A 24,818-nucleotide genomic window follows, 5' to 3' on the forward strand; every position below is an offset into this window, starting at 1 on the left:
ACCACGCTCCCGGTGATCGGGGTGCCGGTGGTGCTGAAGACGCTGGACGGGCTCGACTCGCTGCTGTCCATCGTGCAGATGCCGACCGGCGTGCCCGTGGCGACCGTCGCGATCGGCAACGCCGCGAACGCGGGGCTGCTCGCCGTCCGCATCCTCGGCTCGGCGGACACGCGGATCGCGGCGGCGCTCGCCGACTACGCGGCCGACCTCGAGCGGCAGGTCGCCGCGAAGGACGCGGCGCTCGGCGCAGCCGACTGACGGGTCGCGGGCACGGTGAGGAATCTCCTCGCCGTACCCGGTGAAGCGCATGCGGGCGCCCGCCCGGTGGTTAGCCTGCCGGGATGCGGACGGGGGAGGGGCTGACGCGGCCACCGGGAGGCACGCCCCTCCGGGACCCGGACATCGGCGACCGGCGGCTGATGACGCGGCGCGCGGTCTGGCTCGCCGTGCTCCATCTCCTGATCCCCGGGAGCGCCCAGTCGCTCGCCGGCAGCCGGCGGGTCGGCCGGGTCGTGCTCGGGCTGTGGCTGGTGGGCTGGGTCGCGCTGGTCGTGGCGCTCGTGCTCTGGTTCGTCCTGCCGCAGGTCCTGCTGACGCTGCCGACGAACGCGGTCGGGCTCTCGCTGCTGCAGGCCGCGGCCGTCGTGTGGGCGGTCTGCTGGGTGCTGCTCACCCTGGACACGGTCCGGCTGCTCCGGCTCACCCGCGTCGTCCCCGTCGCGCGCGGCGCGGTGGCGGGCGGGCTCGCGCTGGTGCTCCTGATCGGCGTCGGCGGAGCGGGCTGGGCCGCGTGGGCGACCGGCGTCGCGCGCTCGAGCCTCGGTACCGCGTTCGCGAACACGCGCGTCGACCTGCCCGCGAGCGGGCGGTACAACATCCTCCTGCTCGGGGGCGACGCCGGGCCCGGCCGCTCCGGTCTGCGCCCGGACAGCATCTCCGTCGTCAGCGTGGACGCGCTCACGGGGCACATGGTCACGTTCGGGCTCCCGCGCGACACGAACCCGATCCCGTTCGCGGACGGCTCGCCGATGAAGAAGCTCTACCCGAACGGCTACGGCGCGAACGGCCGCTGCAACGTCGACGTCTGCGAGCTCAACTCCATCTACACCGAGGCGCAGCTGAAGGAGCAGGCGCTCTACCCGGACGCGGTGCGCAACCACTCCAGCGCGGGGATCGAGGCGACCAGGGAGGCGGTCGAGGGCGCGCTCGGCATCCCGATCCAGTACTACGTGCTCGTCGACATGACCGCGTTCGAGCCGCTCGTGAACGCGATGGGCGGCGTCACCGTGACGGCGACGCAGCGGCTCCCGATCGGCGGCCACATCGTGAACGGCAGGCTCACCGGCGTGAAGGTGTGGATCGAGAAGGGCACGCACCACCTCGACGGCAACAAGGCCCTGTGGTTCGCCAGATCCCGGTACGGCAGCGCGCTCGGGGACTACGACCGGATGGCGAGGCAGCGTCAGCTCGAGGACGCGATGCTGCACCAGATGAACCCGATCACCCTGCTCACCCGGTTCGACCGGATCGCGAAGGCGGGCTCGAACGCGATCCGGACCGATCTGCCGCAGGCGCTGCTCGGGGTGCTGGCCGGAGCCGCGATGCAGTCGCGCTCGCAGAAGACCGTGAACGTCGAGTTCGTGAAGCCCGCATACGACCCGGCCCACCCCGACTATGCGCGGATCCACCGGGTGGTGCAGGCGGCGCTGCACTGAGATCGCCTGCGTCCCTGCGCCGCGTCCGGGGGTCGCGCCGATACCCTGCGGGCATGACGACGGTGACCCGGCGGCGCGCCGCTGACGTCTTCGTGACCGCCGAACGACGGACGACCCCCCTCGACGTGCTGTTCGTGGTCGCCGTCGCGCTGCTCCTCGCGGTGCAGCTCACCATCTTCATCGCCGTCGCCGTCCTGGCGCCCGTGACCCCGGCGGAGGCGCGGAGCGTCGCGCTCGTCCGGCTGCCGGTGGAGGTCGCGCGCGCCCTCGTGCTGCCGTTCCACGCGCTGCTGCTCGGCTCCCTGTTCGTGATCGGCCGCCGCGCCGCCGGCCGGTGGGCCGGTTTCGGGGCGATGCTCGCCGTGCTCGCGCTCAACCTGCGCGCCGACCCGACCGAGCCGGTCTACGGGCCGCCGACCGCGGAGGGCGGCTGGATCGCGGCCGCGCTCCTCACCGCGGGCTTCGCGCTCGTCTCGCTGCCCCGCTGGCGGCTGCTCGCTGCCGCGCTCGTCGGCGTCGCGAGCGGCTTCTTCGCCGTCGCGGCGCTCGCGCTGCCCGCGTTCCTGATCGGCATCGCCCTGACGACGCCGCGGGGCGCGCGGCTGGCCAGGACGAAGGCGCTCGCCGCGTTCACCGGGGCCTGGGCCGTCCCCGCACTGCTCATGCAGGTGCTGTGGTTCGGGCTCGCCGGCCCCGCCGGCTGGCTCGCCCGCGCGTCCGAGTTCACCGCCGAGTTCCAGCCCCACCCGATGCTGTCCTGGCTCGCACAGACGGAGCTCCTGTTCGCCTCCTGGCACTTCCCGGGGATCCTGACCTTCAGCCTCGCCCTCTTCCTCTTCGCGGCCGCGATCACCGGCGTCGTCCGGTACTTCGCCGTGCCGCAGCACGGCGAGCAGGGTCCCGTCGTCCTCCGCGTGCTGCAGCGGCTGCCCGCCGGGCTGTGGGCGGCGGGGCTGACGATGGTGTTCTGCTCGATCTGGTGGGGCTGCTCCGGCTCCACCCTCTTCGTGCTGCCCAACCTGCCGGTGCTCGCGGCGTGCGTGCCGATCATCACGGCGATGGCCTACCGCGGCGCGAAGTGGCTGCTCACGGTCAACCGGTTCTGGGCGCTCTGCGCCGTGCTGTACCTGATCGGGCTGATCCTGGCCCGCACCACCCAGCTGCTCTTCACGCTCATCGACGCGTTCCACCCCTGACGAGCACGAAGCCCGAAGCTCCGAGCACGACAGCAGGACTCCCCGAGCACGACAGCAGGACGGAGGAGCATCCACAGGACGCATCCGCGCGATGTGTCCTGCTGAAGCGGCTCGGTCCTGCTGTCGGCCTCGGGATCAGGGCCAGCAGGCGGTGAGGCGCCACAGGCGGGCCGAGCCCGACGAGGCCACGAGCTGCGCGCCGCCCCTGGTCGAGACCACCCGGTCGATCGCCCCGAACCGCGACGCCGCCTTCCGGTCGCCCGCGAGACGCCCCGGATCCGTGATCACCCAGCGGACGCCCTCCGCACGCACCGCCGGGCAGACGCGCGCATCGGTGGCCCAGTCGTCGAGATGGCTCTTGATGATCTTGCCGTCCGTGGTCCAGTAGCCGCCGAGGTGGGGGAAGAGCACCCGCCTGCCGCCCAGCGCCCAGGCGAGCGATGAGCCGTTCCAGGGGTTGCCGACGATCAGCTGCCCCTTCGGCACGAAGCGGCCGACCTGCTCGAGGAGGGCGGCTTCGTCCGCGTCGAGCAGCAGCCCCTGCTTCTGGTGGGCGGGCAGCGCGAACACGTCGCCCATCGACCGGCTGAGGCCGCCGAGCGACGGCCCGAACCACGCCGTGGCCGCGACGACCGCGGTCATGAGCCCGGTGGCGACGGCGAGGGTCCGCAGGCGCGGGTCGCTGCGGCGCGCGACGCGGCTCCGGAGGCTCGCGGTGAGCTCCGACACCCCGGCGGTGATCGTCCACGCCGCGAGCGGCACCCCGATCGTGGGCATCATGGCGACGATCCGGAACTTGTCCTTGTCCCACAGCCCCGTCGCGATCTTCGCGAGGTCGCTGTTGCTCCCGGCGGCGAGCGCGTACAGCAGCACGAGCGCGAGGTAGGTCACCACCACCCAGCGCAGTCCCGGCCGCAGCAGCGCGGCGATCAGGCCGACGAGGACCACGATCGCGAGCAGGATCGGCGGGGGCAGCGGCAGCTCGCCCGGCACGACGAGCGAGGTCGCGAGCAGTCCCTGCAGCAGCGCCTGCCCGAACGATTCGCGGGCGAGCGCCGGGCCGCCGTTCAGGTGGTCCGAGATCGGCCGCTTCCCGACGTCGTAGTAGTGCAGGACGAACAGCACCGCGAGCACCACCACCAGGGCGGCGGCGAGCACGAGCACGACCCACGTGATGCGCGCCCGCCGCCGCCCGCGCTGGCCCGTGGCGGCGAGCGCCGACATCCGCGCGGCGAACCACGCGACGGCGAGCGGGGTCGCGAGCACGAGCAGCGCGACCGCGGAGCGGGGATGCGCGAAGGCGGCCGCGGCACCCCAGCCGAGCAGCAGCAGCACCGTGCGGGTCCGGAACGGTACCGCCTCCGGCCGCCACGGCGCCCGCGCAGGGAAGGGGAGGAGCGCCGCGACGAGTGCGACGCCGGCGGGGAGGATCGTGTACGCGAGCCCGTTCGGGTAGAGGGTCCCGAAGTCGAGCAGCAGGTACGGGAACGCGACGAACGTCGACGACAGCACGGCGGCGACGGTGGCGACGATCGTGCGCTGCGCCGGTCGGGCGTCGTCCCGGCGCAGCCCGGTGCGGCCGAACAGCACCGCGGACACGAAGGCCCCGCCGAGGGAGAAGACCGGGCCCGCGGTCGCGATCCAGGTCGCGTTCGCCGCGACGGCGATGTCGACGCCGGTGGTCTCCGCGCCGAGCGCCGTGAGGCTGTGCCACACGGCCGGGTAGTAGGCGAGGCTCTTGCCCGGATGCGTCAGCCGGTAGAGGTGGAGGCTCGAGGCGTCGCCCGTGTCGACGATCGACGCGGCCGCGTTCAGGTGGAAGACGGTGTCGTAGGTCTGCGTGATCCGGTCGGGGCTCGGCACCCAGGCGAACGCGACCGCCGTGATGGCGATCGTCGCGATCACCGCGCCGACGACGACGGGGATCCAGGAGGCGGGCCGCCAGGTGTCCCAGGGCGGCGTCGCCATCCCGGCCGCGCGCAGGGCGGCCCGGGCCGCGACGGTGAGGAGCACCAGCACGGCCGTGACCACGAGCAGCGACGGCCAGCCGAACGGCACGTGCACCGGCGCGGCGACGACCCCGGTGATGCCGACGACCGCGTAGCCGAGCGGACCGGCGAGACCGAGCGCGACGACGCCGCGCAGCCGCGCCGCGATCGCGAGCGCCAGGCCGGGCAGGAAGACCGCGACGAGGACGACGGCGACGGGCGGGGCCACCGCGCTCCAGGACATGACGGAGGGAACGCTAATCGAGGCGACCCCCGAACACGTGGCACGCGGCGCGCCTTGCCACGGCGTGTCCAGGTCCACGGACCGTGATCGGGTGCGGGAACCTGCTCGAGGAGTGCACGGACGGCCGGGGGGCACCAGGACTGGGGCCCGGACACGCCGCCCCCGGCGGACACGGCGAGCCATTCGGTCCGTACCGTCGAGGTGTGGGGGAATCGAAGTCTGTCTCTGTCGCTCGCGCCATCGGCGCCGCGGTCCTCGTCGCTGCGGCGGCGGCCGCGTTGACGTCGTGCTCGTCGCTCGGAGGTGGAGCCGCCTCGGTGGCGGCGACCTCCTCCGGACCGGTGATCGACCCGTCCGTCCCGAGCGCGAGCCCGACGCAGACGATCGCGTCGGCCAGCCCGGGGCCGACCGCCGCCTCCACCGTGCAGGCGACGCCGTCGCCCTCGTCCGTCGCCGACGGCCGCACCGCGGTGGTCCCGTTCATCACGACCGCGGACTGGGACTCCTCCGCGAAGGCGCTCGACGTCTCCGCGATCGTGCCGAACATCATCGAGACCGGTGGGACCTGCACCGTCCAGCTCTCCTCCGGCGCCACCTCGCGCACGGTGACGAGCAGCGGCGTCGGCGCCTCGTCGTACACCGGCTGCGAGGCCGTCACCGTCAAGGGGCTGACCGCGGGCAGCTGGCAGGTGCGCGTCCGCTACAGCTCGGCCAAGTCCGTGGGCGCCTCCGCCGTCCGCACGGTGCAGGTCGGATGAGCTCCCGCGAGCGCATGCCGCGGTTCCGCCGGTTCGCCGCGATCGCGGCGGGCGTCGCGCTGGTCGCGGCCGGCGTCGGCCTGACCGCGGTGACGGGGCAGTCCGCGAGGGCGTCCGTGCTCGACGGGTTCGACCCGGCGAACATCATCGACGACTCCGTCATGTTCAACGGCACCACCATGTCGGCGTCCGACATCCAGTCGTTCCTGAACGCCAAGCAGCCGACCTGCTCCTCCGGGGCGACCTGCTTGAAGTCGGTCAAGGTGAACATGCCGGCGATGACGGCGAACCCCATGTGCAAGGCGCTGCCGGCGAAGAGCAACGCGACCGCCGCGCAGGTGATCGCGGCCGTCGGCGCGGCGTGCAACGTCAACCCCGAGGTCATCCTGGTGATGCTCCAGAAGGAGCAGACCCTGGTCACCGGGCGCATGCCCGGCTACGGCGAGACGGTGTCGCTGATCTACCGGAAGGCGACCGGGCTCGGCTGCCCGGACACGGCCGCGTGCGACCCGAGCAAGTACGGGCTGTTCAACCAGCTGTACGGGGTCGCCTACTGGCTGGTGCGCTACACGAGCCCGCCCGGGACGACCGGCCCCGGGTGGACCAACTTCAACTGGTTCCCGGTCGGCAAGCCGAACGGCGTGCTCTACAACCCGAACGCCACCTGCGGTGCGCAGACCATCACCATCAAGAACAAGGCCACCGCGAGCCTGTACTACTACACGCCGTACCAGCCGAACGCGGCCGCGCTCGCGGCCGGGTGGGGGCTCGGCAACGGCTGCTCCTCGTACGGGAACCGGAACTTCTACCTCTACTTCACGACGTGGTTCGGCTCGACGCACCTGCTCGTGACCGGTGCGATCAAGACGTTCTGGGACGCGCACCAGAGCGCGTTCGGCAACCCCGTCGCGAACGCGGTGAGCGTCTCCGCGAACGGCGGCGGCACCTACCAGCAGTTCCAGAAGGCCACGATCTACACCTCCGGCGCCGGCTCCTACGGGATCAGCGGCGCGGTGCAGGCGAAGTACACGGCGATGGGCGGCCCCGGCGGCAAGCTCGGCTGGCCCAGGACGGCGCAGATGAATCGGAAGGCCGGCACGGTGCAGGGCTTCCAGAACGGCTCGGTCTACGTGTCCGCCGCCGGCACCGCGGCGATCCTCGCGCCGGTGTACGCGACGTTCGCGCGCAACGGGTACGAGAACGGCTCACTCGGCTGGCCGACCAACGACGCGGGCCCGACCACGGCGAACGGGGGAGGCACCGCGCAGGCGTTCCAGCACGGCAACGTGTACGTCTCCGGCTCCGGCGCGTTCGTGCTGACCGGCGCGGTGCTCACGAAGTACAACGCGACCGGCGGCCCCGCAGGCGAGCTCGGCTGGCCCAGGACGGGGCAGTTGAACCGCAAGGCCGGCACCGTGCAGGGCTTCCAGAAGGGCAGCCTGTACGTCTCCTCCGCGGGGACCGCCGTGGTGCTCGCCCCCGTCTACGCGCAGTTCGCGCGCAACGGGTACGAGAACGGCGCGCTCGGCTGGCCGGTCGCGGACCCGGTCGTCAGCACCGCGAAGGGCGGCGCGACCTGGCAGCAGTTCCAGCGCGGGCGCGTCGTCGTGGCCGGCACGACCAACACCACGGTGACCGGGGACGTCCTCGCGATCTGGCTCAGGAGGGGCGCGGACGCGAACATCCTCGGCTGGCCCGCAGGCGACCCGCGGCTCGTCCTCGGGCACGGCTCGACCGGCACCGTGCAGCCGTTCCAGCAGGGCGTCGTCGTGATCCACCAGAAGTCGTACACCGTGAGCGGGATCGCCGGCGCGCACTACGTCGCGCACGGCGGACCCGCCGGCGCGCTCGGCTGGCCCGTCGGGGTCGCGTCGAGCACCAGCGCGAACGGCGGGGGCTGGTACCAGCGGTTCGCCGGCGGCACCATCTACTGGACCGCGAAGACCGGCGCGCAGTCGCTCGGTGGCAGCGCGCTCACCCTCTACGACCAGCGCGGCGGCGTGAACGGCACGCTGGCCTGGCTCGTGTCCGTGCAGCACGACTCGCACGGGATCGGGGGCACCGTCTCCACGTTCCAGAGCGGGAAGATCTACGTCTCGCGGGCGGGGAGCGCCGCGGTGCGCGGGGACATCCTCGCGAAGTACGAGGCGATGGGCGGCACGGGCAGCTGGCTCGGCTGGCCGACCGACAACTGCCACTCCGTGCACGGCGCGCAGGTGCAGACCTTCCAGCACGGCACGATCAGCTGGACCGCGTCGGGCGGGGCCAAGGCGAGCAGATCGTGACGATCCCGGCGACGCGCCGGGGTGAAACGGTCTCGTTCCCGGCGCACCCGGGAGAACCAGGGCATGGTTACACTCGTGGCGCCGTGCGCCGCGGCGACGGAGACCCCCGGAACGAGGGCCAGGTGACACCCACGAATCGCGAGCCCGATGAGGGTGCGCCCTCGGTCGTCGCCGTCGTCGTGGCCTACAACCGGCAGGAGCTGCTGCTCGAGGCGCTCGCGGCCCTCCGGGCGCAGACCGCACCGCTGACCGCCGTGGTCGTCGTCGACAACCATTCGGACGACGACTCCGCCCAGGTCGCCAGCGAGTTCTGGCCCGAGGTCGAGCTGATCCGCCTCACCAGGAACACGGGCGGGGCGGGCGGCTTCGCGACCGGGATCGCGGTCGCGATCGCGCGCCACGAGCCCGACTGGATCTGGGTGATGGACGACGACACCGTCCCCACCGAGACCGCGCTCGAGTCGCTGCTGGAGGCGGTCGACGGTCCCGACGTGGTGCTCGCCGGCAGCCGGGTCGTGTGGACCGACGGTTCCGACCACCCCATGAACACGCCCCGCGCGAACCCGTTCGCGCGGAAGGACGAGGTGCGTGCGGCCGCCGAGCGCGGGTCCACGCCGGTGCGGTCGCTGTCGTTCGTCTCCATGCTCGTCTCCGCCGGCCGGGTGAAGGAGGCGGGCCTGCCGATCGCCGACTACTTCATCTGGAACGACGACTTCGAGTTCTCGACCCGGATGCTCCGGCGCGGCCGCGGGCTCTACGTGCCGTCGAGCGTCGTCGTGCACAAGACGAAGGCGCGGGCGAACACCGACGCCGATCCCGGCCCCCGGTTCTTCTTCGAGGTGCGCAACAAGATCTGGCTGATGGTCTTCAGCCACGGGCTCAACCCGTTCGAGAAGGCCGTCTACATGGGGTCCACCCTGCTGCGCTGGGCGCGCACCTTTCGCGCCTCCCACCAGCGGCGCTTCCTGCTCACCCAGCTGCGCCGCGGCCTCGTCGCGGGATTCGGGAGCCGTCCCCGGCTGAACGCGGACGTGCTCTGCGATCTCGGGCCGGTGACCGAGGCCGTGGTCAAGGTCGAGGCGCCCGCGCGCCGAGCCGCGTGACCTCCGCGTTCTCGCTCCTCCTGCCCGTGTACGCGCGGGACGATCCCGCACAGCTGACCCGGGCGTTCCGTTCCGCGGTAGACGAGCAGACCCTTCGACCCACCGAGGCCGTCATCGTGCGGGACGGCCCGGTGCCGGAGGCGCTCGAGGCCGTGCTCGCCGAGCTCGTCGCGACCTCACCGGTGCCCGCGAAGGTCGTCGCGCTGCCCGAGAACCGCGGCCTCGCCGACGCGCTCATGCACGGGCTCGACGCGTGCGCCCACGACGTCGTGGCCCGCATGGACGCGGACGACATCGCGCTGCCCGAGCGGTTCGCGAAGCAGCTCGCCCTGCTCGACACGGGCTTCGACCTCGTCGGCTCCGGCCTGTACGAGTTCGAGGACGACGAGGCGGTCACGATCGGCGTGCGCACGCCCCCGACCGGCGAGGCGCACATCAAGCGGTACGTCCGCTTCCACGATCCCTTCAGCCACCCGACCGTGGTGTACCGGCGGGAGGCGGTGCGCCGCGCGGGCGGCTACGTGCCGGTCGGGCTGATGGAGGACTACTGGCTCTTCGCGCGGATGCTCGCCACGGGGGCGCGGGCCGAGAACATCCCCGAGCCGCTCGTGAAGTACCGGGTCGGCGCCGGTGCGTACAAGCGCCGCGGCGGCGTCCGGCAGCTGCAGGCGGAGCTGCGCCTCCAGCGGCTCATGCGCCGCGCCGGGATCACGACGCCCGCGGAGACGGTCCGCAACGTCCTCGTCCGCGGCGGCTACCGGCTCGTGCCGGAGGCGCTGCGCAAGGTCGCGTACCGGACCCTCCTGCAGCGCGGCTTCCGCCGCGGCCGCACCGGCTGACCTCGCCGATCCGCATTTCCGTCCCGACGCGCCGCGTCGTCGACGCGATCGGCGGCGTGCAGCGGAAGTTCTGCGGATCCGCGAACGCGTACGTGCAGTTCGAAGGGGATCCTGCGGCCCTCCGGGCGGCAGGATCCCCTTCGAATTGCACCCCCGCTACGCTTGCCCCCCGATGACGGGGACGGTGCGGGCATGACGGATCTCTTGGTGGTGGGGTCCGGGTTCTTCGGGCTCACGGTCGCGGAGCGGATGGCCGAGCAGCACGGCCTGGACGTGACGGTGATCGACCGCCGCGACCACATCGGCGGCAACGCGTACAGCGAACGGGACCCGGAGACGGGGATCGAGATCCACCGCTACGGGGCGCACCTGTTCCACACCTCGAACGAGCGGGTGTGGGAGTACGTGAACCGCTTCACCGCGTTCACCTCCTACGTGCACCGCGTCTACGCGAAGCACCACGGCGAGGTGTTCCCGCTGCCGATCAACCTCGGCACGATCAACCAGTTCTTCCGGTCCGCCTACGGGCCGGGGGAGGCGCGGGCGCTCGTCCAGGAGCAGGCGGCCGAGCTCGCGGGCGGCACGCCGGCGAACCTCGAGGAGAAGGCGATCAGCCTGATCGGCCGGCCGCTGTACGAGGCGTTCATCCGGGACTACACCGCCAAGCAGTGGCAGACGGACCCCCGTGAGCTGCCCGCGGACGTGATCTCCCGCCTCCCGGTCCGCTACACGGACGACCACCGGTACGACCACGCCCCGCACGCGGGGCTGCCCGTCGACGGGTACACCGCGTGGATCGAGCGGATGGCGGACCACCCGCGGATCACGGTGCGGCTCAGCACCGACTTCTTCACCTCCGACCTGTTCGGCAAGGACGCGACCGTCGGCCAGGTGCCGGTCGTCTACACCGGACCGGTCGACGAGTACTTCGGGTCGAGCCTCGGGCCGCTGTCGTGGCGCACGCTCGACTTCGAGCGGGAGGTGCTTCCGGTGGGCGACTTCCAGGGCACCTCGGTCATGAACTACTCGGACCTCGACGTGCCGTACACGCGCATCCACGAGTTCAAGCACTTCCATCCGGAGCGCGACAGCCCGGCCGACGCGACCGTGATCATGCGCGAGTTCTCCCGCTTCGCGGAACCGTACGACGAGCCGTACTACCCCGTGAACCGGCCGGCGGACCGCGACCGCCTCCTGCGCTACCGCGAGTTCATGCAGGACGAGCAGGACGTGTTCTTCGGCGGCCGCCTGGGCACGTACCAGTACCTCGACATGCACATGGCGATCGGCTCCGCGCTCTCGATGGTGGACAACAGGCTCGCGCCCCGGCTCGCCGCCGCTCCCGCGTGAGACCCGGGCTCCGCGCGGTCCGCTTCGGGCAGGACTCGAGCGACGTCGTCGACCTCGGCCTCGTGGCGCTCGCGGTGCTCGCGGCCGTCGTCGCGCTGCTGCTCGGGCTCTGGGGCATCGCCGTCGCGGGGGCCGTCCCGAGCCTCGTCTCCGACATCGTCCGGGGCGAGCGGCCGGCGGCGCTCAGGAGGCTCCTGCGACGGGTGCTCCTCGACCGTCCCGAGCGCTCGCTCGTCCGCAACGGGGCGGTCGCCGCGGCCGTCGCGGCCACGCCGCCCGTCACCGAGTTCACCAGCCTCGCGTTCCTCCTGGTGACGGTCATGGTCACCCACCTCGGGCTCACCGGCTACACCGCGCTCGGCGTGCGTCGCATGCAGCGCGAGCAGGCCACCATCACCTGGCGGCACCTGGACATCGGTGGCGCGTCGGAGGGACCCGGGCCACTGCCCGACCCGGTGCAGGACCGCCTCCCGATCGACGGGCTGCGCCTGCTGACCGCGTCCGAGGTGCTCGTGCTGATCGGGTTCGCGCTCGCGGCGGTGGGCGTGCACGTCGCCCCCGCGGTGCTCGCCGTCGTGGTCCTCGCGATCATCGCGTGGACCGGGTGGACGGCATGGCGCGCCTGGGGGCCGCGGGCGGGGCACCCCGTGCGCGACACGAACGCCGCGGTCGCCGCCGCGGTCGCCGACCTCGCGCCGGAGGTGGTCTTCTACTTCTCCTCGCCGGCGGACGGCACGTACGCGCTGGGGGTCTGGACGAGCGTCATCAACGCGCTCGAGCGGCCGACACTGGTGGTGCTCAGGGAGCCGGTGCACCTCGACGGCGTCGAGGGGATCCGGAAGCCGACCGTGGTCGCGCCGACCGTGGCGGACCTGATCGCGCTCACGCCTCCCTCCGTCCGCGTGGTGCTCTACCCGACGAACGTGGTCCGCAACGACGAGATGATCCGCATCCCCGGGCCGATGCACTGCTTCATCGGGCACGGGGACAGTGACAAGGTCGGCAGCTTCAGCCCACTGAACCGCATGTACGACGAGATCTGGGTCGCCGGACGCGCCGCGATCGACCGCTACGCGGCGGTCGACGAGGGCATCGACCTCCGCGTGCTCCGCGCGGTCGGGCGGCCGCAGCTCGCCGACATCGCGCGTGCCGCGCCGGAGTCGGCCGAGCCCGGCCACCGCCTCACCGTGCTCTACGCGCCCACGTGGGAGGGGTTCTTCGACGAGGCGGACTACTCCTCCGTGGCGACGATGGGGGAGCGGATCGTGCAGGGCTGCCTCGACGCAGGAGCGGACGTGCTGTTCAAGCCGCACCCGCTCACCGGCCACCGGCTGCCGGAGGCGGCCCGCGCCCGGCAGGCGATCGACGAGCTGGTCCGCCGCGCAGGCGGCGGCAGCGAGGTCGTCGCCCCGACGCCGAACTCGCTGTACGAGGCGTTCAACCGGGCCGACCTGCTCATCAGCGACATCTCGAGCGTCATCACCGACTTCCTCGCCTCCCGCAAGCCGTACGCGGTGACCAACCGGCGCGACGTGCCCGACGCCGAGTTCCGGGCCATGTTCCCGTCCTCGTCCGCGGCGGAGCTGCTCGGTAGCGACCTCACGACGCTGCCGACCGCGCTCGCGGACGCGGCGGGCGCCGACCCGCGGCGGGCGCAGCGGGAGACCCTCGCGGAGCACCTCCTGGGACCCGAGGGCGACCCGATGGTCGTGTTCCTCGCCGAGATCGACGCGTTCATCGCGCGCGCCGACGCGCGGCTGGCGCAGGCGGGGCGCTCGTGATGCGCCGGACGCGACGCCTCGCGGTGTCCGGCGCGCTCGGGCTCGCGTACCTCCTGCTGTTCGTCGGCGCCGTCGTGCCGGTGCCGATCCTGTTCCTGATCGCCGCCGTCGCCGTCGTGACGATGGAGCTGGTGCTCTCGCGCCGGGCGCCGTACCTGCTGCCGGAGGCGCTGAACACGGGCATCGGGATCCGGTTCCGGCTGCTGTCGATGGACGTGCTGACGGCGATCCTCGCCGCGAACCTCCTGCCCGACGCGGGGCAGATCGTGGCGCTCGCCGTGGTCGCGGTGCTGCTGCTCGCCGCGGGCCGCGACGCCTCCGGCATCTTCGCGCGGCGTCTGCAGTGGCGGCGTGCGGGCGGGCCGGTGAGCTGGCGCAACCTCGAGGTGCCCGGGCTGCCCACGCCGCAGCCCACGACGACGGTGCCCGAGGTGGATATGCCGTTCACCCTCCTGGGCCTGCTCATCCCGCTGGGCTACGCGATCGGGTCGGTGTACGACCGGTACACGGACGCGATCATCGCCCAGTGGCTGTCCATCGCGGTCGTGCTGGTGTTCCTCGCCGCCCGGTTCGTGCAGTACCTCGTGCTGAACCGCCCCGACGCGGCGGTGCGGGAGGCGGTCCGCGTCGCGATCGACCGCCATGCACCGGAGGTGGTCCTGCACCACGCCGGCAGGGCGGGCACGGTCGAGCAGGTGCTGCTGTGGGTGCCCGCGCTCCTGGCGCTCGAGCGGCCGTGCCTCATCGTCGTGCGGGAGCCGTACCACCTCGACGCGCTCGCCGGCTGCGGCGTGCCCGTGGTCTGGGCGCCGCGCAGCCAGGACGTCGAGCTGTTCATGGTCGCGTCCGTCGATCTCGCGCTCTACCCCTCCGACGCCACGAACATCAACAACCACCTCCTCCGCGTGCCGGGCATCTACGACGTGCTCGTCGGGCACGGGGACTCGGACGAACCCGAGTCGCGCAGTCCGCTCGCGCGCATGTACGATGAGATCTGGGTCGCGGGACCCGCGGGACGGGAGCGGTACGCGTACCCGGTCAGCGGGGTCCCGGACGCGAAGATCCGGGAGATCGGCCCGGTGCGGCCGCCCGCACCGCCCGAGCGCCCCGCCGCCGGGCGCCCGACCGTCGTGTACGCGCCGACCTGGGAGAACGTGGTCGACACGAGCGACCTCTCCTCCGTGCTCACTCGCGGACCCGCGATCGTGGAGGCGCTGCTCGCCAGGCAGGACGTGCGCACGCTGTTCGTCCCGGCCGCGCCGAGCGGTGCGCGGGTGCCGGCGGTGGAGGTCGCGGTGCAGGCGATCCGCGCCCGCATCGCCGCCGAGGGCGGCGACCACGCGACCTGGCCCGCCTCCCGGCTCCCGGAGGCGCTGGCGCTCGCCGCGTTCGCCGTCGTCGACATCGCGCCCGAGCTGGTGGAGGCGGTGCGGCACGACGTGCCGTTCGCCACCTGCGCGCTGCCGGGGCTCACGGACGCGGCGATGGCCGCCGAGTTCCCGACCACGCGCGCCGGCTTCGTGCTGCGCGAGCTCCCGAAGGACGTGTTCGTGGCCCTCGACGACGCGCTCGGGGAGGACGTGCACGCGCCGGACCGGCTCGCGCTCGGTCGCCGCGTCGACTCCTCCGGCGACGTCACCGCGCGCTTCCGCACCGCGGTCGACGAGGCGATCGCCGTGCAGCGCCGCCGCCGCGCGTTCGCCCGCCCCACCGCCTGAGCTTCGCGGATCCGCACTTCCTGCCCGACACGCGGGGATGCGGGACGGCGACCCGGCGCGTCGCCGCGCTATTGCGGATCCGCGAACCCGAGGATGGGGAGGCGCGCGGCGTGTCGCTGAGGAGCGCCCCGCATTGGGGGCATCGTCGCGCTCAGGAGATCCGTAGCCTGCGCATCGGGACGATCTGGGGGGATCCATGTCACGTTTCGCCATGCGCGTCGGCCGACGCCGACTGCTCCGCGGAGGCGTCGCGCTCGCGATCGCGACGACCGCGCTCGTCGGCGCCGCGGGGCTCACCGCCGCACCCGCGATGGCCGCCACCGCGGCCCCGCGGGTGCACCTGGTGTCCGGGGACCGCACGATCACGGCGAGCTGGAACCGCGTGCCCACGGCGTCGCGCTACATCGTGCGATACAGCACGAACCGGTGGATGCACCACGCGCACTCGAAGACGGTCCGCTCGCTCTCGGTGCAGCTCACGCGCCTCGCGAACCACCACACCTACTGGGTGACCGTGAAGCCCGTGTCGACGATGTTCTCCGCGCGCGCCACGCGGGTCAGCTCGACGGTGCACACCGCCCCCTCGAACGGCATGCCGACGCCCGTGTCCCACGTCAAGGCGCGCCCGGGCGGGGCGAACCAGGTCGTCGTCTCCTGGTCGGGCGGCAGCCGCTTCCGCAAGGTCGCGGTGATCGCCGGTGCCGACAGCATGACCGACGTCGGCCACTTCACCTCCCGCTGGTACCCGGCGGGCACCACGTCGATCACGCTCACGGTGCCGTCGAAGTACCGCACGCTGGTCGGCGCGGGCACCGGCAACGCGATCTTCGTGAAGGTCGTGCAGTCGAACTCCGGGTCGAACGCGATGCACCTCGTCTACACCCCGCGGGACGCCTACCGGCTCTCGTCGCCCGGCACGTACACGCTCGCCGGCAGCGGCTCCGTCGCCACGACCGCGGCGATCACGCGCCTCCGCGTCGGCACGCTGAACGTGGGGAGCGAGCCGTCGACCAAGAACGACTCGCCCGAGCACCGCTGGGCGAGCCGCCTGCCGCGGATCGTGAACACGATCGAGGCGGCGAAGCCCGACCTGTTCGGTGCGGAGGAGCTCGACACGACGCGCATGAACCCCTCCTGCATCGTCCACGTCGTGAACGGGGTGCCGCAGTACTGCACCGAGCAGTACGACACGATGGCGAGCGCGCTCGCCGGCGCGTCCACGCCGTACAGGATCGCGGCGACCAGCGCGAACGCGTTCATCCGGAACGAGGAGCTCGCGCACAGCGGCTCCGCGGTCGTGGACTCGCACCTCTTCTACAACCCGGCCGTCCTGTCGGTCGTCAGCGCCGGCTACTTCTCGCCGAAGTACGACCTGCACGTGCCGTGGAACCAGTCGCAGATCGGTGACGACCGCGGCGGCGCCTGGGCGGTGTTCCAGATCAACGCGACGGGGCAGCGCTTCCTCGCCTCCGCGGTGCACTTCACGGTCGGCTCCTCCTCCGCGCAGGCCCTGAACCGGCGGCAGGAGGCGGCGGCGCTCGCCTCCTACCTCGACGCGAAGGCGGCGACCCCGAGCGGCACCATGCCGATCGTGCTCGTCGGCGACTTCAACTCGTTCGCGCCGTACGAGACGAACGGCCCGAGCACGGTCCTCGTCGGCAAGGGCTACTTCGACTCGGCATCGACCATGAACCGGTCGAACTGGCGGTGGAGCACCACGAACTCGAGCAACGGCGTCGGAGGCGTCGACTCCGGCTACCCGGTGCACGCGAGGATCCACCCGTACCCCACGAACCGCATCGACTACGTGATGCTCAAGGGGTCGCCGTTCACCTACCGGTACGACAACGTGATGCACATCTCCCGAGGCGTGTTCCAGTCGCAGTACCAGGGCTCGGACCACAACCTGCAGCTCGCGCAGGTCGGGATCGCCTCATCGGTGCTCGCGCCCTGACGCGCCCCTGAGCGGCTGTCCCGCCCGCACCGGCGGGTGGGACAGCCGCTCACGGGCGGGGTAGCGGCCGGTCAGGCCGACTGCGGCGCCGTGTCGCGCCGCCGCACGTCGACGATCTGCCCCGTGATGGGGGAGAGCAACGTGTCGATCGAGGCCATCGCGACCGTCTCGGCCGCGAGCAGCGTGCCTGCGGGCTCCTCGCCGAACGCCTTCGTGCGCATCGGGGTGCTGGTCCGCTCCGGGTTGATGCAGTTCACGCGCACGCCGACCTCGGTCCACTCCTCGCTGAGCGACTGGGTGAGGTTCACGGTCGCCGCCTTGGTCGCCGAGTACATGCCGTAGTTCGCCCGCCCGCGCGTGTACGAGGAGGACGTGAAGTACAGCAGCTGCCCCTTCGTCTCCTTGAGGTGGGGGAGCGCCTCCTGGGCGATGATGATCGGCCCCAGCAGGTTGACCTGGATCGTCTTCTTGACCGCCTCGTGGCTGAAGGTCTCGAGGCCGCCCATCTCGAGGATGCCCGCCGAGTTCACGACGTAGTCGATCCGCCCGGTCTCGGCCTTCGCCTGCTCGAGCGCCGCGCGCACCCGCTTGCGCTTACGGATGTCGGTGCCCGTGGAGGAGCGGGAGAACGCGAACACGGAGGCGCCGAAGCGCTGCGCCGCGTCCGCGATGGCGGCGCCGATGCCCTCGCTGCCGCCGAACACGACGACCGTCTTGCCGGTCAGCGCGGCCTCGCGCTCCGCGGAGGACATGCCCTCCGCCTCCGCGGTCTTCAGCTGGAACAGCTTGTCGGCGATGAACACGTCGATCGACTCGGTGATCTTCATGTTCTCGTCCGACCCGGCGACGACCGCGATCGGGACGTCCGGCGTGTACTTCAGCACCACCGTGCAGTCGTCGGTGGCGACGAAGTTCCGGTCCTTGCCCGCCCGCTCGTAGGCCTTGCGGATGGCGGAGTTCAGGAACGCCTGAGGCGTCTGCCCGCGCCGGAGGAGCGCCCGCGGCGGCACGTCCACGAGCACGTTCGTCTCGGTGTTGATCTGGATGATCGTGTCCGCGGAGGGGATCGCGACGTCGACCGCGCCGTAGTGGTCGAGCGCGTCGACGCAGTCCTGCAGGATCCGCTCGTCGACGAACGGGCGCACCGCGTCGTGGAAGAGGACCTTGCACTCCTCCTCGCCGAGCTGCTCGAGCGCGAGGCGCGTCGTGTCGTTCCGCGTCGCGCCGCCCGGGTGCACCCCGGTGAGCTTCGGGTAGCGGCCGGAGGCGATGAGCTCCTCCACGGCCCCCATGTGGTTCGGCTCCATCATCACGAAGATCTCGTCGATGCACTTCGCCGCGTCCACCGCCGCGATCGTGTGCTCGATGATCGGCTTGCCCGCGATCCGGGCGAGCTGCTTCGGCATGCCGAGCCCCGCCCGCACCCCGACGCCGCCCGCCAGGATGACCGCGACCGTCCTCAAGTGCTGCCCCGTCGACATGGGGGAAGCCTAACCGCGGGCCCCTGGCCGACCAGGGCGGCATCCGCCAGGAGGCGCCGCCGGGGTGAACCTGTGCCGGATCGCAGTGCACGCACGCGGATCCCCCTGCGCCTCCTGCGGACGGTCGTGCGGAGCCGTTACGCTGCCCGGTCGACCGTGCTGCCATCGGCGCACGACGACGGAGGGATCGTGATGACCGACAGCCCGCGCGTCTCGGTCGTGGTCGCGGCGTACCAGCCGGGAGACGGGTTCTCCCGGGTCATGGACTCGCTCGACGCCCAGACCCTGCCGCAGGACGAGTTCGAGCTGATCGTCGTCGACGACGGTTCGAAGGACGACACGTTCGAGCGCCTCAGCGCGATCGCCGCGACGCGCTCGAACATGCGCGTCGAGCGCATCGAGAACTCCGGCTGGCCGAGCCGGCCGCGGAACGTCGGCACCGACCTGGCCAGGGCCCCGTACGTCTTCTACATGGACCACGACGACCGGCTCTTCCCGGACGCGCTGCGCCGCCTCGTCGAGTTCGCGGCGGAGACCGGGGCGGACGCCGTCAGCCCCAAGGAGGCGGAGACCCGCAGCGTCTGGTGGGGGACCCAGCCGTTCCGGCACGGCAACATCGCGAACGCGATCCCCGCGGGCGACATCCACGCGCTGATGCCGATGATGCCCCACAAGCTCTACCGCAGGGAGTTCCTCGTCGAGCACGGCATCCGGTTCCCGGAGGGGAAGCGGCAGCTGTGGGAGGACATCTTCTTCAACGTGCAGGCGTGGCGGCACGCGAAGGTCGTCTCCGTGCTCGCGGACACCCCCGTCTACCTGTGGGTGCTCACCGAGTCGAACAACTCCTCCACCTACGGCCCGGGCGGGATGGAGTTCTGGAACCGGCTCGACGTCCTGTTCGACTTCATCGACCGCACCTTCGACGGGGAGGCGTTCGCCCGGGCGCACGAGGACGAGCTCGTGCACCAGTGGCAGGCCCGCGCGATCAAGCGGTACTCGAAGCTCGCCGGCACGGCGACGCTCGAGCGCGCGATGCGGACGCTCCCGCGCGCGCAGGCCGTCCAGGCGCGGTACGTGCCGCCCGAGCTCGACCACCGGCTCGGCATGGTGACCAGGGCGCACTCGGAGCTGACGCGCGCGGGCGAGGTGGAGCTGCTCGGCCGGCTCTGGCAGCTCGACGACAAGCTGGCGGCCCGGTTCACCGCCTCCCACGTGCGCTGGGAGGACGGCGTGCTGCACGCCGACGTCGTCGCCCGCTGGGTGGACCGCGACCGGAAGCCGGTGCGGGTGCTGCAGCGCGACGGGCGCCTGGTCCGTGACCTGCCCGCGGACATCGCGGCTGCCCTGTCACCGGAGGCGCTCGACGTGACGGACGCGCTCGACACCTTCGAGCTGCGCGTCGCGGTGCACTCCCGGAGCGAGCACATCACCTGGGACCAGCCCGTCGAGGGTGCGGTGACCGCGTGGGAGCAGCTGGAGCCGGGGGTGCTCACCCCGGTGTCGCGCGGCCACGTCGTCGTCGACCCGCAGCGCGCGGCCGGGGGGCATCCGCTGCCGCCGTCGCGGTGGGAGCTGACCGGCATGGTGCATTGGAGCGACATCGGCCGCAGCCAGGGCCTCCGGGTCAAGGTCAAGGCGATGCCCGCGCTGCTCGCGGGCCGCCCCGCCGTGGCGTACACGAACAAGGCCGGCACGCTCGCGATCGACCTCGTGGGCGAGGCGCGCAACCTCGTCGCCGAGGGCGGGATCCCGAGCGGTCAGACCGCGGGGACCGCCGCGTCGTTCGTGGTGCCGCTGCCGAAGGTGCGGGCCTGGGCCGAGACCCGGATCCAGGGCGGCGTCCGCTTCGAGAGCAAGGCGGGGGAGAGTCACGTCGTCGACGCCGCCGTCGTCGCCGAGGGCGGCAGCGTGCGCCTGGAGGGCGGCGGCGCCGTCCCGCCCGGGCGCTATCGGCTCGCCTTCCGCCTCCCGGACGGCGTGGACCGGATCACGCGGTGGTCGGCGCATGTCAACGGTCGGGGTCGGCTGACCCTCCGCGACACGGCGCTGCGCCCCTCCCGCTCCAAGCTACGGGAGGCGATCGCGGACGCCCGCCGCCTGGCCGGTCGAGCCCGCCGCTACCTCCGCCGCCGCTGACCCGAGCCCCGCTGCTCACCGGTGGTCGAGGTGCGAGCGGAGCGATGGGCCCCACGGCGGGTGTTCCCCGCCGAGGGACTCGAGACCACCCCGCACACGAGGCGCCTCCGGCTCAGTGATGCGTCGCGTGCACCACGTAGCGCCCGTTGCGGTACAGGACCGCACCCGAGTCGATGATCGCCTTCGACGCGGCGCTGTAGCCGGTCGCGGAGCGGGTGCGGATCGTCGCGTCGCCCGACTCCATGTAGGCGACGATGTCGCGCTGCCACTTGGTGTTCAGCCGCCGGGCGATGAGGCCGCCCTGCGCGTTCCGGGTCAGGTCCTTGACGTCGTACGTCCACCCCGTGACGTCCGGCCACAGCGGGCAGGTGGGGTCGCGGAGGTTCCGGCTCAGCACGTTCATCTCGATGAGGACGCCGGGGTCGTCGGCCGTGATGCAGCCCTTGACGGTGTTCCCGGCGAGGTGCAGGTCGCTCGGCATCTTCGTCCCGTAGGGGCTGCGGTCGTTCGCCTCGTTCGTGAACACGACGCCGGCGACGACGAGCGTCACGAGCGCGACCTTGCCCCACCGCGCGGGGATGCGAGCGCTGAGGCGCCCGGTCGCCACCCCGATGCAGAGCGCGAGCGGGGGCGCGGTGAGCGCGGTGTAGTGCGCGAACCAGGAGGGGGCGGCGAGCAGGATCACGGTCGTCGCGATGGCGAGCACCCCGAGCGTGCGGGCGCCGCGGGTCAGCAGCGTCGTGACCACTGCAGCGATCGCGATGACGAGCAGCACCGCGGCGATCAGCTGCGCCGGGATGCCGATGGTCGTGCGGGCGCCGAGGATGTCCTCGAGCCGGTGCAGCACGCTCGGTCCGGCGCCGCCACCGCGTCCGATCTGGTCGAGCACGACCTGCTGGAACATCGTCTGCGGGTCGATGACGAAGAACGGCAGGTAGATCGCGCACCCGCCGATCGCGACCCCGATCAGGTAGCGCAGCCACCGTCGCCCGGCCATCAGCAGGAGCAGCAGGACCGGGACGATGTACCAGATCTTCGCGCCGACCCCGAGGCCGCCGACGATGCCAGCGACGAGCGCGAACCACGGGCGCCTCGCCGCCCGCTGCAGCAGGAGGATCGCCAGCAGCAGGCCGAGCGTGCCGAGCGGCTCCAGCAGCACCGAGCGCTCGGAGTAGACCGCGGGGTGGAAGACCGCGTAGCCGAGGCCGCCGACGATGGCGGCGCTCCAGCCGAAGCGGCGGAGGATCCAGCCGCAGAGCACGGCGTTGACCGCACCGATGCCGATGTAGACGAGGCGCGCGATCGCGAAGCCCTGCGGATCGCCGATGACGGTGCCGAGCGCCGCGAACGGCGCGGTGACGACCGCGATGAGCGGGGGCTGGATCAGGAGGAAGTCGCGGTACGGGATGCGCCCGTGCACGAGCGCGTCCGCGGCGGCGTAGTAGACGCCGTCGTCGTAGGCGCCGAGACCGGTGAGGCCGCCGCCGCGCAGCTGGATGGACACCCGGATCCCGTAGGCGACCACGCCGACGATCACGAGCAGCAGGGCGAGCAGGAGGCCGCGACGCCGACGGTCGCGGCGTGCCGGGTCTGGTGCGACCGGGTCGACGGGCGACCCGGCGTCCTCCGGCGCGGCCGTTCCGGGCGCCGCCGTGCCGGTCGCGTCAGCCACGCTGAGCCGGCCCCCGGGCGTGATCGAGCTGCACGACCGGGGTGCCGGCGCGGGCGGCGATCCAGCGGCCCGGGCGCCCGAGCAGCCGGGCGAGGCCCCACACGGTGACCATGGTCATCGCCTCGACGACGATGGAGCCGCTCATCTTCGAGACGCCGAGCTCGCGGTCGCGGAAGGTGATCGGCACCTCCACGATCCGGCCGCCGGCCTGCAGCGTGCGGACGGTGAGGTCGATCTGGAAGCAGTACCCGCGCGACTTCACCGTGGCGAGGTCGAGCCGGTCGAGGATCGAGGCACGGTAGAGGCGGAACCCGGCGGTGGCGTCGTGCACGCCCAGCCCGAGCGCGAGCCGCGCGTACAGGTTCGCGCCGCGGCTCAGCGCCTCCCGGCGCTTCGGCCAGTCGACGACCCTGCCGCCGCGCACCCAGCGCGAGCCGATCGCGAGCGAGACCCCCGGGTTGCCGACGAGCGCCGCCCGCATGGCGGGGAGCGCGGAGGCGGGGTGCGAGCCGTCCGCGTCGAACTCGCCGACGAACTCGTAGCCGTGCTCGAGCGCCCAGGCGAAGCCGGCGAGGTAGGCGCCGCCGAGCCCGTTCTTGATCGTGCGGTGCAGCACGTGCACCCGCGGGTCCTTCGCGGCGATCTCGTCCGCGAGCTCGCCGGTGCCGTCGGGGCTCGCGTCGTCGACGACCAGCAGGTGCGCGTCGGGGAGCGCGGTCAGCACGTTGTCGACGGTGCGGTGGATGTTCTCCCGCTCGTCGTACGTGGGGACGATGACGAGGGTCCGGCCCTCCTGCTCGCTCACGCGTCCGTCCCGAGCGCCGGGGCGGCCGCGCGGCCGGCGATCCCCGCTGCGACCGCGCGCCGGGAGGGGCGCCAGATCCACCAGCGGGACAGCGAGAAGCGCAGGATCGTGCCGAGGCCCAGCCCGATGACGTTCTTCGCGACGTTGTCCGCCGCGATCGAGTGGAGGCCGAGCGCGTAGTGGCTGACGGCGAGGGAGAGCAGGCTGACGCCGAGGCCGAGCAGGGCGACGGCGCCGTACTCGAGCGCCTCCCGCCACACGTCCGGCCGCCGCTGGCCGCGGAAGGTCCAGAACCGGTTGCCGACCCAGTTGAAGACGATGGCGAGGCTCGCGCTCACCACGCTCGCGGTGAGCGGCTTGTCGATCAGCGCGCCGTGGCCGAACAGGCCGAGACGGAGCGCATTGAAGACACCGACGTCGATCACCATGCCGCCGAGGCCCACGACGCCGAACGACATCGCCGCCTTGAGCCCTCCGCTCCAGGCGACCCTCACCAGGTCGGGGAGGGTTCGCCCGCGCGCGGCGGTGGGGGAGATGTCACGCATAAGGGGGAACGGTAGAGGACCTGGGACGAAGGAGGCGCTGAGAATCGGCGGCGTGGCGCCCATCCCGACGCACCGTCGCCGCGCATTCATGTGGAATCAAGCCTGCGCCGGCCCGATCCGCGTGTGGAGGCGGTGGGCGAGCTCGTTCGTCGCCAGGTAGCCCTGCTGCACCTCGCGGAGCAGGGAGAAGATCTCGTTGTCGCTGAACTGCACCGTCTTGCCGTTCAGCTCGAGGAACACGTTCGTCGCCAGCCACGCGAGCCGCTTGTTGCCGTCGAAGAGCGCGTTGCTGCGCGCCAGGCTCTCCATGAAGGCGGCCGCCTTCATCGCGAGCGGCGTGTAGACGTCCATGCCGCGGTACTTCAGCCCGGGCCGGTCGACGGCGCCGATCAGCAGGCCCAGGTCCCGCACGGCCTCCCGCAGCGGTGACTCGCTGAACATCTCGACGATCTGGACGACGTCGTCGATGGAGAGGTACTCCGTCTGCGCGACGCGAGGCGCGTACGGATCGGACACACGACTCCTGTCGGACCGGCGGGCGGAGAGCGCACGCCCTCGCGGGGCCTGCGGGACCAGGGTAGCGAGCGGAGGCGTGCGGCAGGATCGGGGAATGGATCAGGCGGACTCCTGGCGGCGGCTCTGCGCATCGCTCGACGAGGACCAAGCCGTGTGGGAATCGGTGGAGGCGGCGCTCGAGGCGGGGGACGACCCCTGGGAGGCCCTGCTCGACGGGCTCGACGAGGCGGGGGCGCTCGCGTTCCTCCGGAGCGACGACACCGGGATGGAGCTGTCCGACGCGCTGGCGCAGCTGCCGCGCGTCTTCGCGCTGCAGCCCGACCTGGACGAGGTGACCGACACCGACGACCTGAGGGAGGCGACCGCGGCCGCCGATCGGATCCTCGCCGGCTCCGCGCTGCGCGTCGTGCGCCTGGTGGAGGAGGACGACGCGTGGCCGGTGGCCGTCGTGCCGTCAGCGAACGCCGGCGCCGTCGCCGACCTCGCAGCCGCGCTCGGGCACGAGGCGGTCGTCGGAGGCTGAGCTCAGGCCTCCGCGAGGCGCTCGAGCAGGACGCTGTACTTGGCCATCAGGCGGCTCGTCGTGCGCTGCACGAACTCGGCGTGGTCGCGCTTCGGCGCGGCGAGGTCGATGGCCTGCGCCGCGGCCTGGTTCTTGCTCATGCGGAACTGCCGAGCCAGGCGGGCGAGGGTCTCGTCCTCGGTGGGACTGAGGCGGAGCGTCATGGCCAT

General features: G+C 72.5%; 20 protein-coding genes. 13 read left to right on the plus strand and 7 right to left on the minus strand.

Going from position 1 to position 24,818, the window contains the following annotated elements; translation table 11 throughout:
- The 3 genes from ACTHLI_RS03105 to ACTHLI_RS03115 all read left to right on the plus strand — a co-directional run.
- The coding region (locus ACTHLI_RS03105) for an AIR carboxylase family protein (protein WP_440181420.1) at positions 1-258 on the plus strand (258 nt) is incomplete at its 5' end.
- Positions 259-341: 83 nt separating this feature from the next.
- Positions 342-1,715: an LCP family glycopolymer transferase gene (locus tag ACTHLI_RS03110; RefSeq protein WP_440181421.1), complete on the plus strand. Its 1,374-nt coding sequence runs from the start codon at positions 342-344 to the stop codon at positions 1,713-1,715.
- A gap of 53 nt (positions 1,716-1,768) precedes the next feature.
- Entirely contained in the window at positions 1,769-2,911 is a 1,143-nt protein-coding gene (locus ACTHLI_RS03115) for a hypothetical protein (RefSeq protein WP_440181422.1), read from the plus strand.
- Between the two features lie 135 nt (positions 2,912-3,046).
- On the opposite strand, the gene ACTHLI_RS03120 is transcribed toward ACTHLI_RS03115, so the two are convergent.
- Positions 3,047-5,143, minus strand: a complete 2,097-nt coding sequence (locus ACTHLI_RS03120) for a DUF6541 family protein (protein ID WP_440181424.1) — start codon at positions 5,141-5,143, stop codon at positions 3,047-3,049.
- Between the two features lie 317 nt (positions 5,144-5,460).
- Here ACTHLI_RS03120 and ACTHLI_RS03125 point away from each other — a divergent pair, with 317 nt between their 5' ends.
- The 8 genes from ACTHLI_RS03125 to ACTHLI_RS03160 all read left to right on the plus strand — a co-directional run bounded on the left by ACTHLI_RS03125 (position 5,461) and on the right by ACTHLI_RS03160 (position 16,931).
- The gene (locus ACTHLI_RS03125) at positions 5,461-5,901 is read left to right on the plus strand and encodes a hypothetical protein (RefSeq protein ID WP_440181425.1); all 441 of its coding nucleotides are present in this window, start codon (positions 5,461-5,463) and stop codon (positions 5,899-5,901) included.
- Positions 5,898-8,186, plus strand: coding sequence for an LGFP repeat-containing protein (locus tag ACTHLI_RS03130; protein WP_440181426.1), 2,289 nt, complete (start codon positions 5,898-5,900; stop codon positions 8,184-8,186). Before ACTHLI_RS03125 ends, ACTHLI_RS03130 begins: the two co-directional genes overlap by 4 nt.
- A 122-nt stretch (positions 8,187-8,308) precedes the next feature.
- A complete protein-coding gene (locus ACTHLI_RS03135; RefSeq protein WP_440181428.1) occupies positions 8,309-9,289 on the plus strand; it encodes a glycosyltransferase in 981 nt (326 codons plus the stop codon).
- A complete protein-coding gene (locus ACTHLI_RS03140; protein ID WP_440181430.1) occupies positions 9,286-10,128 on the plus strand; it encodes a glycosyltransferase in 843 nt (280 codons plus the stop codon). The genes ACTHLI_RS03135 and ACTHLI_RS03140 overlap by 4 nt, the downstream gene beginning before the upstream one ends.
- A gap of 192 nt (positions 10,129-10,320) precedes the next feature.
- Positions 10,321-11,478, plus strand: a complete 1,158-nt coding sequence (glf, locus tag ACTHLI_RS03145) for a UDP-galactopyranose mutase (protein WP_440181431.1) — start codon at positions 10,321-10,323, stop codon at positions 11,476-11,478.
- Positions 11,475-13,259: a CDP-glycerol glycerophosphotransferase family protein gene (locus ACTHLI_RS03150; RefSeq protein ID WP_440181432.1), complete on the plus strand. Its 1,785-nt coding sequence runs from the start codon at positions 11,475-11,477 to the stop codon at positions 13,257-13,259. Before glf ends, ACTHLI_RS03150 begins: the two co-directional genes overlap by 4 nt.
- Entirely contained in the window at positions 13,256-14,977 is a 1,722-nt protein-coding gene (locus ACTHLI_RS03155; protein ID WP_440181434.1) for a hypothetical protein, read from the plus strand. Before ACTHLI_RS03150 ends, ACTHLI_RS03155 begins: the two co-directional genes overlap by 4 nt.
- A 211-nt stretch (positions 14,978-15,188) precedes the next feature.
- Complete coding sequence (locus tag ACTHLI_RS03160) at positions 15,189-16,931, plus strand: hypothetical protein (protein ID WP_440181435.1); 1,743 nt, start codon at positions 15,189-15,191, stop codon at positions 16,929-16,931.
- Between the two features lie 71 nt (positions 16,932-17,002).
- Here the strand turns inward: ACTHLI_RS03160 and ACTHLI_RS03165 are convergent, their stop codons facing one another.
- Positions 17,003-18,412 carry an SDR family NAD(P)-dependent oxidoreductase gene (locus ACTHLI_RS03165; protein WP_440181437.1) on the minus strand — a complete coding sequence of 470 codons (1,410 nt, stop codon included), beginning with the start codon at positions 18,410-18,412 and terminating at the stop codon, positions 17,003-17,005.
- A gap of 192 nt (positions 18,413-18,604) precedes the next feature.
- On the opposite strand from ACTHLI_RS03165, the gene ACTHLI_RS03170 reads away from it, so the two are divergent.
- Positions 18,605-20,548 (plus strand): glycosyltransferase family 2 protein, encoded by a 1,944-nt coding sequence (locus ACTHLI_RS03170; protein WP_440181438.1) that lies wholly within the window; start codon positions 18,605-18,607, stop codon positions 20,546-20,548.
- A 112-nt stretch (positions 20,549-20,660) separates the two neighbouring features.
- On the opposite strand, the gene ACTHLI_RS03175 is transcribed toward ACTHLI_RS03170, so the two are convergent.
- From ACTHLI_RS03175 to ACTHLI_RS03190, 4 genes are all read right to left on the minus strand, one after another.
- On the minus strand, positions 20,661-22,220 hold the full coding sequence (locus ACTHLI_RS03175) for a hypothetical protein (protein WP_440181439.1): 1,560 nt from the start codon (positions 22,218-22,220) through the stop codon (positions 20,661-20,663).
- On the minus strand, positions 22,213-23,025 hold the full coding sequence (locus ACTHLI_RS03180) for a polyprenol monophosphomannose synthase (protein ID WP_440181441.1): 813 nt from the start codon (positions 23,023-23,025) through the stop codon (positions 22,213-22,215). The genes ACTHLI_RS03175 and ACTHLI_RS03180 overlap by 8 nt, the downstream gene beginning before the upstream one ends.
- Complete coding sequence (locus ACTHLI_RS03185; protein WP_440181443.1) at positions 23,022-23,570, minus strand: GtrA family protein; 549 nt, start codon at positions 23,568-23,570, stop codon at positions 23,022-23,024. Before ACTHLI_RS03185 ends, ACTHLI_RS03180 begins: the two co-directional genes overlap by 4 nt.
- Positions 23,571-23,666: 96 nt before the next feature.
- Positions 23,667-24,086: a type II toxin-antitoxin system death-on-curing family toxin gene (locus ACTHLI_RS03190; RefSeq protein WP_440181445.1), complete on the minus strand. Its 420-nt coding sequence runs from the start codon at positions 24,084-24,086 to the stop codon at positions 23,667-23,669.
- Between the two features lie 94 nt (positions 24,087-24,180).
- Between ACTHLI_RS03190 and ACTHLI_RS03195 the strand changes: the two genes are divergently transcribed.
- Positions 24,181-24,609 (plus strand): DUF6630 family protein, encoded by a 429-nt coding sequence (locus tag ACTHLI_RS03195; RefSeq protein WP_440181446.1) that lies wholly within the window; start codon positions 24,181-24,183, stop codon positions 24,607-24,609.
- Positions 24,610-24,611: 2 nt separating this feature from the next.
- Here the strand turns inward: ACTHLI_RS03195 and ACTHLI_RS03200 are convergent.
- The coding region (locus tag ACTHLI_RS03200; RefSeq protein WP_440181447.1) for a hypothetical protein at positions 24,612-24,818 on the minus strand (207 nt) is incomplete at its 5' end.

Origin of the sequence: Amnibacterium sp., from assembly GCF_051956055.1 — a bacterium.
Classification (GTDB): Bacteria; Actinomycetota; Actinomycetes; order Actinomycetales; family Microbacteriaceae; genus Amnibacterium.